At 46.2% G+C, this 12581-nt stretch carries 14 protein-coding genes; 5 read left to right on the forward strand and 9 right to left on the reverse strand.

All coding sequences use genetic code 11. The annotated features are described in order from the left end of the window. Nucleotides 1–151 precede the first annotated feature (151 nt). The 4 genes from ACYX4J_RS10255 to ACYX4J_RS10270 all read left to right on the forward strand — a co-directional run bounded on the left by ACYX4J_RS10255 (nucleotide 152) and on the right by ACYX4J_RS10270 (nucleotide 3642). Nucleotides 152–361 carry a cold-shock protein gene (locus ACYX4J_RS10255; protein WP_108733254.1) on the forward strand — a complete coding sequence of 70 codons (210 nt, stop codon included), beginning with the start codon at nucleotides 152–154 and terminating at the stop codon, nucleotides 359–361. Nucleotides 362–792: 431 nt separating this feature from the next. Then, a complete protein-coding gene (locus ACYX4J_RS10260) occupies nucleotides 793–1506 on the forward strand; it encodes a response regulator transcription factor (protein ID WP_476178523.1) in 714 nt (237 codons plus the stop codon). Then, nucleotides 1493–2746 (forward strand): sensor histidine kinase, encoded by a 1254-nt coding sequence (locus tag ACYX4J_RS10265; protein WP_444927795.1) that lies wholly within the window; start codon nucleotides 1493–1495, stop codon nucleotides 2744–2746. Before ACYX4J_RS10260 ends, ACYX4J_RS10265 begins: the two co-directional genes overlap by 14 nt. An 86-nt stretch (nucleotides 2747–2832) precedes the next feature. After that, nucleotides 2833–3642, forward strand: coding sequence for a MipA/OmpV family protein (locus ACYX4J_RS10270; protein WP_476178524.1), 810 nt, complete (start codon nucleotides 2833–2835; stop codon nucleotides 3640–3642). A gap of 160 nt (nucleotides 3643–3802) precedes the next feature. On the opposite strand, the gene ACYX4J_RS10275 is transcribed toward ACYX4J_RS10270, so the two are convergent. The 5 genes from ACYX4J_RS10275 to ACYX4J_RS10295 all read right to left on the reverse strand — a co-directional run bounded on the left by ACYX4J_RS10275 (nucleotide 3803) and on the right by ACYX4J_RS10295 (nucleotide 6601). Continuing rightward, on the reverse strand, nucleotides 3803–4726 hold the full coding sequence (locus ACYX4J_RS10275; RefSeq protein WP_476178525.1) for a LysR family transcriptional regulator: 924 nt from the start codon (nucleotides 4724–4726) through the stop codon (nucleotides 3803–3805). Between the two features lie 78 nt (nucleotides 4727–4804). Continuing rightward, complete coding sequence (locus ACYX4J_RS10280; RefSeq protein WP_476178526.1) at nucleotides 4805–5290, reverse strand: DMT family transporter; 486 nt, start codon at nucleotides 5288–5290, stop codon at nucleotides 4805–4807. After that, nucleotides 5287–5730, reverse strand: coding sequence for a DMT family transporter (locus ACYX4J_RS10285; protein ID WP_444908313.1), 444 nt, complete (start codon nucleotides 5728–5730; stop codon nucleotides 5287–5289). The genes ACYX4J_RS10280 and ACYX4J_RS10285 overlap by 4 nt, the downstream gene beginning before the upstream one ends. Beyond that, complete coding sequence (locus ACYX4J_RS10290; protein ID WP_444908312.1) at nucleotides 5727–6242, reverse strand: VOC family protein; 516 nt, start codon at nucleotides 6240–6242, stop codon at nucleotides 5727–5729. The genes ACYX4J_RS10285 and ACYX4J_RS10290 overlap by 4 nt, the downstream gene beginning before the upstream one ends. A gap of 77 nt (nucleotides 6243–6319) precedes the next feature. Continuing rightward, nucleotides 6320–6601 (reverse strand): carboxymuconolactone decarboxylase family protein, encoded by a 282-nt coding sequence (locus ACYX4J_RS10295; protein ID WP_476178527.1) that lies wholly within the window; start codon nucleotides 6599–6601, stop codon nucleotides 6320–6322. 388 nt (nucleotides 6602–6989) lie between these two features. Here ACYX4J_RS10295 and ACYX4J_RS10300 point away from each other — a divergent pair, with 388 nt between their 5' ends. Then, complete coding sequence (locus ACYX4J_RS10300) at nucleotides 6990–7625, forward strand: CatA-like O-acetyltransferase (protein ID WP_476178528.1); 636 nt, start codon at nucleotides 6990–6992, stop codon at nucleotides 7623–7625. Between the two features lie 141 nt (nucleotides 7626–7766). Here the strand turns inward: ACYX4J_RS10300 and ACYX4J_RS10305 are convergent, their stop codons facing one another. From ACYX4J_RS10305 to ACYX4J_RS10320, 4 genes are all read right to left on the reverse strand, one after another. Continuing rightward, a complete protein-coding gene (locus ACYX4J_RS10305; protein WP_413665787.1) occupies nucleotides 7767–8324 on the reverse strand; it encodes a hypothetical protein in 558 nt (185 codons plus the stop codon). A gap of 63 nt (nucleotides 8325–8387) precedes the next feature. Continuing rightward, nucleotides 8388–10403: a TonB-dependent receptor gene (locus tag ACYX4J_RS10310; protein ID WP_444913057.1), complete on the reverse strand. Its 2016-nt coding sequence runs from the start codon at nucleotides 10401–10403 to the stop codon at nucleotides 8388–8390. A gap of 118 nt (nucleotides 10404–10521) precedes the next feature. Further along, on the reverse strand, nucleotides 10522–11880 hold the full coding sequence (locus tag ACYX4J_RS10315; RefSeq protein WP_476178529.1) for a sensor histidine kinase: 1359 nt from the start codon (nucleotides 11878–11880) through the stop codon (nucleotides 10522–10524). After that, on the reverse strand, nucleotides 11877–12575 hold the full coding sequence (locus ACYX4J_RS10320; protein ID WP_476178530.1) for a response regulator transcription factor: 699 nt from the start codon (nucleotides 12573–12575) through the stop codon (nucleotides 11877–11879). Before ACYX4J_RS10320 ends, ACYX4J_RS10315 begins: the two co-directional genes overlap by 4 nt. Nucleotides 12576–12581: the final 6 nt, after the last annotated feature.

Genomic DNA, 12581 nt, shown 5'->3' on the forward strand with positions numbered 1-12581 from the left:
TATTCGTCCGCCGGTTTAAAAGCCATTTTTTATTGCAGTTTACCTCGTAGTTTTAGTCATAATCCTTCGTTCGGTCTCGTTTAAAATAATACTTTTTGCCCGCACAACTCCATTCAATTGGAGCGCAATTGTTCAATCAAGGATATCTATTATGTCTAATACAGTTACTGGTACCGTTAAGTGGTTTGACGAAGGGAAAGGTTTTGGCTTCATCGCCCAGGAATCCGGTCCCGACGTTTTTGCTCACTTCAGCGCAATTTCCGGTGGCGGTTTTAAAACCTTGGCCGAAGGCCAGAAGGTAGAGTTTACCGTGACTCAGGGCGCTAAAGGCCCACAAGCAGAAAACATTGTCTGCCTGTAAACTTTAGGCTTCGCCCCCAATAAGGGGCGAGACCGTCCACTTCCCCAGCCACACAAGTGCTGGGGAGGTACCTCTCCCGTTATATGCCCCTCTCTTTTCTGTAGTGACAGCCAACTCTTAGGTCTATCACGCATTGTCGATTTTCCCCTCCACCTCTCTTAACTCGACGACAGATCTACCTGGATCAACTCAACCCAAATGAAGGGTGCAGTACCAACAAGGATCGCCAGAGGGCAAATTTTTGAAAGAACTTCTGAAGATTTGATAGGGTCATTTTTGGTCAAGCGTGATGGCTCCGACATTTTTAGACATGGCAGTAGCTGTCACAGGCAAGCTTCCCATAGGTGATCAGTAAGTGGACAATCTTACACTTATTTACTTTCCGTTTACCCAATGGCTTTTATTATTCCAGGTCTATCGAGAACTTTTGAGTGACTAGATCAATGGGGCCTGACTGCAAAACGCCATTATTGGTACTCTTAGCTGAAGACAATCACGCACTGGCGTCCAATATTATTGAGAGCCTCGAAGAGTACAATATTCGGTGTGACTACGCTGACAATGGAATAATGGCCACTGAGCTGGCCTTAAAGCATGACTTCGATGTAATCGTACTTGATGTCATGATGCCGGGTAGAAGCGGTTTCGAAGTGAGTTCTAAGTTGCGCAATGCAGGAAGCTCGACACCAATATTGATGCTGACCGCGCTGGACCAATTGGACGATAAAATCACCGGTTTCCAATCTGGAGGGGATGACTACCTGGTTAAACCCTTCGAAATGCTTGAGCTGGTCGCGCGGATTCGGTCTCTATCAATAAAACGACGCGTTACCCAAACCCGGTATAAAGTTGAGGACCTGGAAGTTAATTTAGAGACCCATGAAGTCACCAGACAGGGAAAATCTATAAATCTGCCCCCAATCTGTTGGGAATTGCTCGTGTTTTTGATGCAACAGAGTCCAAAGCTGGTTACTAAAGAAAAAATTGAACAGCATTTATGGCAGTTTCTTTCCCCCGAATCCGACGTAATCAAAGTACATCTGTATCGGTTGCGGCAGGGAATCGATAAGGGGTTCAGTTTTCCACTACTGCACACGATCAGAGGAAAGGGCGTTATCCTGGGGAAGCGTGATGAAAGCCTTTGATCGATCCATTCGCAGAAAATTTTTCTTTCATTATATTTGGATTCTTGCCGCAATTGTGGCGTGCAGTGCAGTTGTCGTAGAGAAATCCAAAGTGAAAATGGTTAAGCACGCCTTAGGTGCGACACTAATATCTGTAGCTGAAAAACGTATCATTGAGGCTGGAGGGGTTATTGATGACCCTTTTTTTGCCCAGTTACAAACATATGATGAGTACAGTTCACTGCCAGATACGGCAAAGCGCGTGTTAGAGGAAGCTGACGGCGAAGAGAAAAGGGTGCACTTTAGCAAAGACTTAATTAATGACCGCTACTATTTAGCAATTATGCCTTATGCTGAAAGCGCCCTTAAGACAACTTACTACGTGCTGGAAATAGAAGAAGCTGCAATACCCAGCAAGTACAAAAAGGTAGAAATTGAGGTTCTTATCGGTGTCTTACTAACCCTTACTTTAGCATTAAGTGTGCCTCTTATTCTTGCAAGACAAGTGATATCGCCATTAAAAGACCTGGAGAAATTTGCGCAAAAGAGTAGGCATAAGTTGACTCCGATCCCGGAATCTTTAGAGCAAAGGAAGGATGAATTTGGTCGTGTAGGACGAGTACTGCAAGAGTCGCTACAGCAGGTATGGAATCATCAAGAGCAGGAAAAGCAATTTCTACAGAATGCGAGCCATGAATTGAGAACCCCCTTGGCAACCATTGGCAGCGCCTTGCATGTGGTGAAGGTAAGGCAAAAAAAAGGTAAGCCAATCGATACTCAACTGGAGCAGATTGAGCGCTCCTATGAGCAGATGACCCAGCTGACACAGGCACTTCTGCTGCTATCTCAAAGCAAGGTAAATTTGGAATCAACAGAATTTGATTTCAGCAATATGATTCAAACTCGAGTTGAGCAGCTCAAATACCTCTTGGGTCAGCGAGATGTACAGGTTCATCTCAATTCGGATAGTTCGGTCAACTTGAAGCAAGTACAAGTGCTATTGGATATCGCTATAACCAATCTGCTCAGAAATGCCTTTGAGCATACCCTTGAGGGAAGTATCGATATTGATTTTGATGCAAATGGAATCCGGGTTCAGAACCCCATACTGCCGGAGCAGCAGGTGCATTTTGACAGGGGGGAAGGGCAGGGTTTTGGTTTAGGCCTTCATATCCTGAAGCAAGTGGCCGATCAGCAGCAATGGATCTTTTCTTACAACAAAAATGAACAATACTTAACCGTTAACCTGGCCTGGGCATGAGCTTATTTACCTGGCGTTTACCTTTACCGGCATAGAATCCACTCCAGAAATAACGGAACTTCAACCAGTTCAAATTGGGATTCAATATGTCTAGTTTGCGAGATCAAAACCATAAGAGTTCTCTGCCATTAACTTTGAGTATGTGCACCGCGCTGGTGGGTTCGGCATTATCCAGCCTGGCTTTTGCAGATGAAGTTACCCAGAAGCCGCCAAAGCAGGATGAGACAGCACTTTCTGTAGGTATTGGAACCTTTAGCGTTGAGTCAATCTACGTTGATGGTGAGGACCAAAACAACATATTTCCATTGATCTCAGCCCGCTACAAGCGCTTTTACTTTCAGGGTTTTGAGTTGGGGGCTGATCTGTACCACGACGATAAACTTCGAGTGAAGTTTGGCATAGGCGGTGACTTGGCGGGCGATAGAGATAGAGGGGACAGTGATAAGCTCAGCGATATGGAAGAGCTTGACCTGGCGATTCTTGCCAACTTATCTATGAACTATAAAAGCCCGGTAGGCCTTTGGAAGGTTGGCATCTCACAAGATATCAGTGATACCCACGACGGATACAGTCTATCGGCTGGATATAGTCTGCCTTACAAGCACCAAAAGTGGATCATCAAACCCGACTTCACTATTAGCTGGCAAAGTGATAGTGCGTTGGCTTACTACTATGGTGTAGACCTAAATGAAGTAACTCAAGATAGGGCAGCGTATGAAGCAGATGCAGATATCATTACCCGGTTAGGCGTACAAGTGGGATACAACATTAGCCCAAACCTTATTCTTATGGGGGGCGTATATCAAACCTGGTATGGCGATGAGATTAGTAATAGCCCAATCGTAGACACTGATAGCTCTAGACGTACGTCATTAATGGTGAGTTATAAATTTTAACTCTTCTTACGATATTTGATGAGTGTAGATTATTTAGACTAGCCGGCTTATCAATACCAAGCAGAAGTTACAGGCCGAGGCAGGAGCCCCAGCCTGTAACTAAAACCTGTTTGCATTACAATGTACACGATACCCACCGAGTCATAGCAAGAAGGCTTCTCTATTTAGCATCCCAATAGCAGGGACTACCGTATTTCTCCGTAAGGAAATCAATAACAACACGTACTTTGGGAGCCAGGTTATCCGTAGGTAAGTAGAGCGCATTAATAGTTTGGTTTTCTGCCGATGAAGATGCGCGGTAGTCAGTCAAAATAGGAACCAGCTTGCCCAACCGAATCTCTTCATTGATTAACCAAGTTGGGAACATAACAACCCCAGCTCCCCCTATAGCACTGGAAACCAGCGTTTCTGCATTATTGCTGTAAAGTGATCCCTTAACTTCATAGGGTGTCAAACAATCTTTACCGATAAACCAGCGCTGTAGCCCATTGGTTCCCTTAAATACCAAACAGTTGTGAGCAATTAACTGCTCTGGGGTTTCCGGAACCCCATTTGCTCTCAGATATTCCGGGCTGGCTGCCAATACAAAGTTATGATTGCCAAAGCGATTCATTTTCAAGCCTGAATCTTGGAGCGCTCCAATTCTGATAAGTAAGTCAATACCCTCTTTAGCAGGGTCAATAAAGCTATCTGTCTGCTGCATTTCGATCCTAAGCAGCGGATAAAGCTCTAACAAATCTGGAATATAGGGAGCAATATGAAGCCGCCCAAAAGCAACGGGGGCGCTGATTTTAACAACCCCCCGTGGTGTGTTGGCTCTTTGCTCAATTTGCCCGCAAACTAGCTCATACTGACGAACAATATCGCTACAATACTTTGCAAAGGCCGTACCTTCATCCGTCAGTGATATTGCCCTGGTATGACGGTGCAGTAGTTTGGTTCCCACTTTGCCCTCTAGCTGGGCCATTTTTCGCGATACAGAGGACGGTGTCATTCCCTGCTGCCTGGAAACCTCAGAGTAGTTACCCAATTGGGCCGTCATTAAGAACAGTTTTAACTCTAATATTGATATATCGTAATTCATTAGCTAGCGGTCGATAGTGGGTAACTGTTGAGTGATGTTATGGCCCCTCTGAGTAGTGCTTTACTCCTGTATATTCAGCTAACTTTGGATAGCGGGCTGCAGTGCCTCATTACTACGAACTGGCGCTCTCCGATTAGCAAGGTAATTACAGATCAACGCTAGAACTACGCAAACCATTGCGGCAATTCGCCAGGAACTTAACGGGATAGACGGATTCGTAAACCATCCCTGGGTATCAATAATCAAACTCATGCTCATCTGCCCAAAAATCGTTGCAATTGTTGTTGATGCCACACCAATTCTAGGAACAACAGCAACTACGACTATCATGTAGAAGATACCAAAAAGTGCACCTGTTAGTTGCCACTTAGGTACGGAAAGAATTGATGGGCCGCTGTGTTTTCCAAAGAAAAACACCAGTAAGCCCATCACTACAGCTCCGATACCAAAGGTAAATAGGGCGCTTTGGACAACTCCTACACTTTCTCCAAATTTTCCGTTAATTGCCGCCTGGGATCTCAACGCTACGCCGGATAGTACTGCGAGTAACATCAGCCCAATCATAATTTGGCTCCCAAGTAGGTAAAATATAATGCAAGGCATAAAAATGTTGCCCCACATACTCTCAGGAGATTAATGGGCTGTTTACGCACCCCAAACCACCCCAGTGAGTCAATTAGGAAGCTTTTGGCTGTTTGCCCCACAAGAATCCCGATCATGGTCATAGCTACTCCAAGTATAGGAGTGGCTAAAGTTAGAACAACAACGTAAACAGGTCCCAATAAGCCACCTGAAAGCTGCCACTTTGGAACCTCTCGCCAGCTTATATATTTTGCACTGGGGACAAATAGACTGATGAGCCAAAGTAGGGCTGCCCCAACACCAAATATGCTTAAGGTGGCCCACAAGTGACCAACCTGCATACCTAAGGGCCCTAACAATCCCGCCTCGACGGAGAGCCCCATACCTGCAATAACAACCAAAATAGTGGCGAGAATATTCATCGAGGGTCAAATAAGCGTACGTTAGTCAAATGCTCATAGGCCTTTCCATTAGGGTATGAAACGAGTTCAAGTTGCATGCCCCATGGAGCCATGAAATATACCCAGGTCTCTCCTTCAGTTGGCCCTTCAGTCATTACCGTAGGGGCGCCGAGCACCTCTATATTCTGTTTCTTGAGGTATTCAACCGCAGCATCAATGTCTTCAACATAGAATGCTAAATGATGCCCCCCAACATCAGCATTGTTTGGTGCCACCTTATTTCGATCTATGTTGTCGGCATACTCGAATATTTCCAGATTGATGCTGTTAGCATTCATAACAGCAATTTTCTTGATCTCTGCACGAGGATTTACATTAAGGTGATCCGTCATCCAGGTATCGTCTGAGGCAAATGGCCCAAACGTATAAGCCAATTCAAAACCAAAGTGTGTACTAAAGAACTCAACGGCCAAATCAACATCGGGGACGGTGAATCCTATATGATCTGCTTTTTTAAGTCCGGGGATAGCCATTAGATGTCTCCTCGATCATGGCAAAGCTTATTCAGTGCGCCCATGGTGGTAGCCCCTTTATTGAAGCCCGTATACATTTAGGCAAAAACAATCAATTCCTCAATCTCTTCATACGTTGCCCCTTGTTTGAGTGCCATATCAACATGGGCTCCAAACGGGTTACCTTCACCATTTACATTGAGCGCCATTTGGTCAATAGCGATAGTGATTAGTGCTTTGGTTTTTTGATCCAGAAGCGGCTTTCCCCATACCTCGCCTGCGACTCGTACAGCTAGATCTCCCCATACCGGGTTAATAGACTTAAGTCCCTCGATCAATGCTTGATCATCCAAAACGGCATTTTCGTACTTGGTAGTCATAGTTAATAGTCCTGGTTATCTAGATGATATTTCGCTTTAACAGCTGGAAGTTATTATAGGGAGCTCTATCCTTCTTAAAACTTATAAGCAGGAACATCACTTTTGCAAATTATGCACAGATGAACGCTTTTTATGAGGTGGCACAGTCTGTTGTTGGGACTTATTTTAGTGCCTCAAACAGGAGCGAAAGAGAGAAATAGTAGCGTTACTAAAATGGTATTAGTCGGAAGGGAAGAGCGTTTTGATATGGCGATTACAGCATGGTAGCTAATGCCTCTAAATATATTCCAGGTGTCCTAACTAGATAAAAGCTACTAGCAACACCGATGCTGCTTATAATCTACCCTAAACTATGAATATCCATTGAAGGCTCGATATTCATATGTCCATGACTCCTATTGATATCGAACGCTGGAATAGAAAGGCCCACTTTGAATTTTTCATGAGCAGTGCAGGGTCAACTCGGATAGGCTTAACCCAGCCGGTCGATGTGACAAATCTGGTATCTTTCTGTAAAAAGAATACACTCCCTTTTTATTACAGCCTTATTTTTCTTGTCACGCAGGTGGGAAATGAAATAGCGGGTTTCAGGCATCGTATCGTCAATGGCCAGCCCATTGAGCATGACATGCTGCACCCCTTATTTTCTGATTTAGGGGATAATGAGTTATTCAAACTCGTTATGGCAAGAATGGAAACGAATCTGACAGAGTTCGTCCACAAGGCAAGGGAACTTTCACAGGCACAATCTGAGTACCTCCCCGTAGAAAATTTCATCAGCCGCCATGATATCTTGAATATCAGCTGCTACCCCTGGGGTGACTTCTCTGGTCTACAGGTAAAGCCTGTACAGAAAGAAGGTTGTGATCCAGGAATACCTTTTATTTTCTGGGGTAAATACCATCGCCAGGAGGGCAGCCTTGTCACTTCGATGTATATTGAAGTTAATCACTGCTTTCTGGATGGCATCCATCTTTATCAATTTAAACAGCAGTTGGAGGATAAGATTTGTCAACTGGCTTAAAGTTTTAAGCTGGAGCTAGGGGCTCTGGGTAATTTCGTGAACCCGCTCTTAAAGTCGCATAATGTGTACCTTGAAGAGCTATAGAGATGCATATAGCTGCTCAGAGGCTCCCTAGCTAGAACTCCCTCAAATGGTGAAACTTCAGCCCCCAATAAAAAAGGCAATTACCAGTGCAATAAGCCCGAGAGAAGTAAATTGTATAGAAGTCTTCCTGAATTTTGGCACCGCAAAAGCAACCACTAATCCACTAATCAAGCTAAATAGCAGGCTCGCACCAAGCATAATGGATGAGAACCAGAAGAGGGGGCCAGCATGACCTTTATGAATCAGCAGAAATTGATGCCATAGATCATGTTCTTTTACATGAAGTATCGCTGATTGCTTATCCTGGCTAGGCTCCAAATAGACTTGGCGTTTGTAGCCATACCAACCGATCCACTCATCTTCCAAATAGAAATCTGCCGGCAATGATACTTCTGTGGGCTGAACAAACGGAGATATAGTATCTAGGGTCTCTTGCTCATTGCTGGGTAAGCCCTTGGGTAGAGAAACTGTGTACTCAAATTGTTCGTCGACGCCCCCCTCTATATCAAATAGGTAGAGCACGCCCGTGGCGATATACAAAATGGCAATGGGTAGAAAAAAGCAGGAAAAATAGGTGTGGAGCTTGATCCACAGTAAACGGTATCTGGATTTCATAGGAAACAAAGGGCGCAATGCAAGTGCATTGCGCCCTGATAGTAAATAAACAAATAAAGGAGATTAGAAGCGGTAGTCTACTGACAGTCGAACGTCCCGGCCCGCCTCATAAACTCCAGATACAATATCCCAGCCAGGAATATTGGTATAATCGGCCACGCTGGAGTGATCCCGGTACTGCTCATTAAACAGGTTTTGAACGGCTAAATTCACATTTAGGCGATCATCTGCCAAAGGCTCCCAGTGCAAGTATAGATCGTGCACATCGTAACCAGACTTATCTACGGTTTGGGTGCTATCGATCCAACCAAGTTCTACTGCACGGTGTAAAACCTCAATATTACTCAGCTCATCAACACGAGTGTAGTTCCAGCCCAGTTCTAACTTAGGTGTAATTGCATAGTTAGCGTTCAGGTTATAGGTGTCGCCACGGGCATTCGCCAAGCCATTGTGTTCATAGGCTTCTACGGTATTCCCATTAAGCTCTGAATCATTGTGACTGAAAGCCGCGCTCAGCGTTAAATTATCCCATGCGTAAGAAGCACTGAGTTCAAAGCCGTCGGTTTCTAGCTCACCAACATTTTCGTAGTATGTACCACCTCCGAGCTGATCGAGAATAACGTCATCGATCGTACTGCGGTAGACAGCGGCTTTTAACTCAAGTCCATCCTGGCTGTATTCCAATCCCAGCTCAGTATTGTCGACGGTTTCTGCATCTAGGTCAGGTGCAAGTTCTGCCGATTCCAGCGTAAACCCATCTCCAACTTCCTTGCCGCGCATCGCTGTTGCGTGGCCCAGGGTGAGGGTGATCGCATCGGTCAAAGAGTAACTCATACCGATATTGGGGCTGAAACCTTGGCTATCAGTCTCATCGCCATGGGTTACTTGCTCCAGCTCGTATTCGTCGTAGCGGAGACCAAAACTCAGTAATAGTTCGTCTGTTGCCTGCCAATGGTCCTGAATGTAGGCACTGCGAACCTGGCCTTCTTCGCGGAAAGAGATACCGGTATAAGGCTCCGAGAGGTAGCGGCTTTCCACTTCATCCTCACGGGCTTCGATGCCGTAGGTGAGGGTGTGCTGGCCGATATTGCTGGTATTACGCAAATCAAAGCCAAGGGTTTCTACTGAGGCACCGTACTTACCCCATCTATCGAATACATTCTGCTCCACTTCTGACTTTGTGTGATATACGGTAGTCTCAAGATTGATCAACGCGCTGGGAGCAAATTGGTGATTCACGACAAAAGTCTGGCGGTCAGCATCCATTGGGTAGAGAGTATCTCCCTCAAGGGCAGGCCAGTTGGGGCGTTGGCCGTACTCTCCAGATTCATCCCGTTGTTCGAAGCTGAGGCTCAACTTTTGATTTTCAGATAAATCGCCACTTAATTTTATAAAGGCGAAATCCTGCTCGGCAGCAGTACCATAGATAGTGTCACCGTCGCCATCCTCCATCTCATCGCGATCAACGGTCACAAATGATCCGAGCAGTCCCCAGTTGTCAGTGATTTTTCCATAAACTGAAGCACTGGCTTTTTCGCCATCATTGCTAAAGAACGAGCCTTTCACTATTGCGCCAAACTGCTCGCCTTCATCGAGTAGGTCGTCCGCATCTTTGGTCTCAAAGCGGATAGCACCGCCAATAGCGCCAGCACCGCTGGTAGCTTCGCCTGCGCCAGCTTGCACTTCAACTTTCTGCAGCAACTCCGGCTCTATGGATACCCGGCCAATATGGTGGAAGAGGGTACTGGTTTGAGGAGCACCATCAACGGTAACGTTGAGAAGGGTGTCTTCCATGCCACGGATATAGACTTTCTGCGCAATACCCACCGATCCACCAACAGATACGGACGGAATCTGGCGGAAGACATCACTGAGATCATTTGCCTGCTGCTTATCGAGCTCTTCTGGGGTGATCTCGGTATCAGTCGCCACGCCGACAACTACTACAGTTTCCATCGCGGCTTCAGCGTTATCTTCTTGCTTTTGTACTTCCTGTGCCTGGCTGATGCCAGAGGCCAGGGCACTGGATACCATCAAGGGGAGTAACGCGTATTTATTGTGGGAAATATTGCGGGCCATTGGCTGTCCTTCACAGAGTTACCTATTTGCTAATGCGAATTATTCCTATTGGCAACTGTGAAGTACAGCAGTGTTGCATTTGTTACATTTAGTTGCATCAGTGTGTTGGAGAGTTACCTTATGCAGGCTCCAAAGATTGAGTGGGGAGAGTTACTCTCATACACAATCCTCCTACAGAGCGGTTGGAGGCTTCTATGGTTCCGCCCACGCTATGTAGCTGGCGTCGCGCCAACGCCAGGCCCAGCCCAAAATTTTTCGATTTTGATGTGCGAGACTGATCTGCTCGGAAGAAAGGCTTAAAGATACTGTCCAGTAGTGCTTCAGGAACTCCGGGGCCAGAGTCTTCAATATCAATAACAAATTTATTTTTCGTATTTCCCTCCAGAAGGACATGAACGGCTTGTCCCTTCGGAGTATAGCGCATGGCGTTACGCAAGATATTTTCCAAGGCTTGTCCCACTGCCTTGTGATTAGACTGTCTTATTTCAGCCGAGTCTGGCAAATGAGTGCAGATAGTGCGATCGGGAAATTCGAAACGGGCATCCTCGACAATCACATCGATAAGGTCGACCAGATCCAAGTCTTCGATACCTATAGAAGGCTGTTCGTTATCCAGCCAGGCAAGGGTGAGCGTATCGTCTACCAAACGCCTGATATGAACAGACTCCCGCTGAATCCTCTGGATATTTTTATCATCAGCGTGACTTGCGCCAGCTCCCTCTATGGCAATATCCAGTCGGGTGAGTGGAGTTCTCAGTTCGTGAGATAGATCCGCGATTAGCTGGCGCTGGTTGACGATCTGCTCTCCTATCCGCGTCGCCATTTGATCAAAAGTTTTGGCTAATTCAGAAATCTCATCGTCGCGGTTACCTAATTGGCGGTGTACTCGAACATCAAAGTTTCCCCGACTAAACTCCCGTGTTGCCTGCTCAAGTTTGCGCAGCGGGTGCATAATATGGCGATAGAGCATCACGGAAACTAAAGCCAGGATTCCCATTGGCAGGAGTATTTGCAGCAGGAGTCGTGTTGTTTTCCAGTAGCTGCCGGGACGCATCCTATCGGGAAGAAGTACCAAGAGACTGGTTTGCTCGGTTGCAAAAGGAATTTCCATCACCGGGTTTTCTTCAAAATACAGGTGGACCTTCCAATCCACATCCCGGCCGAGGTTATAGCCGATGTAACGATGTTCATTACCCGTCTCACCTGCTACATGGATTAACTCATATTGGGTAACTGTGGCCCAGGTGTTTTCCTTCTCCTGTAATTCTTTTAACCACTGTTCCAATTCCCCCTCGTTGCCGGAGAGAAACCGCGCTTCCGCCTCCTTTCCCCACTCTTTCAATTCCTCTCGATGAGATGCCTCCAGCATACTCATCTGCTCCTCGGTGCGAATAGTCAGGGAGTTGATCAGGTAAAAGAGAGAGACAATGCCCGCAGTAATCAGAAGGCATAGTTTCCAAAAAAGTTTGCGGTTCATTTCAAACAGTACCCTCTGCCATGTACTGTTTGTAGCCGGTCTCCACGCCATCCTGCTCCAGTCAACTTGCGCCTGATTCGACTCAAGTGCATGTCCAAACTGCGGTCATAGGCACCCAGAGTACGGTTGAGAACTTGCTGTGAGAGATAGGCTTTGCTCAATACCTCTCCCCGGTGAACCGCTAACTCCCACAACAATTTAAACTGGGTAGCGGTAAAATCAATTGCCAGACCGCCGGTGAATGCTTGCTGAGCATTTAAATCGAGTTGCAGGTTATCGATTTCTGTATGGTGGACAGCCTCCAGCATCACTGGTTGACTGCGGCGCAATAGTGCCTCAATTCTTAGTAGCAGTTCGGTCTTGTTAAATGGCTTCGCCACATAATCATCTGCTCCATGGCGAAAGCCTGCGATCCTCTCCTCTTCAGCGCCCTTGGCAGTTAGGATGATGACTGGAACCTGACTGGTTTTGCGTAAAATTTTGAGTAGAGAAATACCGTCCATTTCCGGCAGCATCAAATCGAGCAAGATTAATTGAGGTTGTTGCTTGGCAGCCTCCAGCAATGCGGTATTGCCATCAAAGCAGGCGTTGACTTGGTATCCTGCGCTTTGGATCATTTCGCAGAGCTGGTCGTTGAGACCGCGATCGTCTTCAACGATCAGGATGTTGGATTGTGTGGGAGGTTTTTGGCTCATGAAGAC

Source organism: Microbulbifer sp. ABM4_008, from assembly GCF_056311705.1.

Excerpts from the sequence above, each read along its gene's own strand:
- ACYX4J_RS10265 (WP_444927795.1), top strand. The coding sequence starts at position 1,493 with ATGAAAGCCTTTGATCGATCCATTCGCAGAAAATTTTTCTTTCATTAT.
- ACYX4J_RS10300 (WP_476178528.1), top strand. The coding sequence starts at position 6,990 with ATGACTCCTATTGATATCGAACGCTGGAATAGAAAGGCCCACTTTGAA.
- ACYX4J_RS10310 (WP_444913057.1), bottom strand. The coding sequence starts at position 10,403 with ATGGCCCGCAATATTTCCCACAATAAATACGCGTTACTCCCCTTGATG.
- ACYX4J_RS10275 (WP_476178525.1), bottom strand. The coding sequence starts at position 4,726 with ATGAATTACGATATATCAATATTAGAGTTAAAACTGTTCTTAATGACG.
- ACYX4J_RS10255 (WP_108733254.1), top strand. The coding sequence starts at position 152 with ATGTCTAATACAGTTACTGGTACCGTTAAGTGGTTTGACGAAGGGAAA.
- ACYX4J_RS10305 (WP_413665787.1), bottom strand. The coding sequence starts at position 8,324 with ATGAAATCCAGATACCGTTTACTGTGGATCAAGCTCCACACCTATTTT.
- ACYX4J_RS10315 (WP_476178529.1), bottom strand. The coding sequence starts at position 11,880 with ATGAACCGCAAACTTTTTTGGAAACTATGCCTTCTGATTACTGCGGGC.
- ACYX4J_RS10320 (WP_476178530.1), bottom strand. The coding sequence starts at position 12,575 with ATGAGCCAAAAACCTCCCACACAATCCAACATCCTGATCGTTGAAGAC.
- ACYX4J_RS10295 (WP_476178527.1), bottom strand. The coding sequence starts at position 6,601 with ATGACTACCAAGTACGAAAATGCCGTTTTGGATGATCAAGCATTGATC.
- ACYX4J_RS10285 (WP_444908313.1), bottom strand. The coding sequence starts at position 5,730 with ATGAATATTCTCGCCACTATTTTGGTTGTTATTGCAGGTATGGGGCTC.
- ACYX4J_RS10280 (WP_476178526.1), bottom strand. The coding sequence starts at position 5,290 with ATGATTGGGCTGATGTTACTCGCAGTACTATCCGGCGTAGCGTTGAGA.
- ACYX4J_RS10270 (WP_476178524.1), top strand. The coding sequence starts at position 2,833 with ATGTCTAGTTTGCGAGATCAAAACCATAAGAGTTCTCTGCCATTAACT.
- ACYX4J_RS10290 (WP_444908312.1), bottom strand. The coding sequence starts at position 6,242 with ATGGCTATCCCCGGACTTAAAAAAGCAGATCATATAGGATTCACCGTC.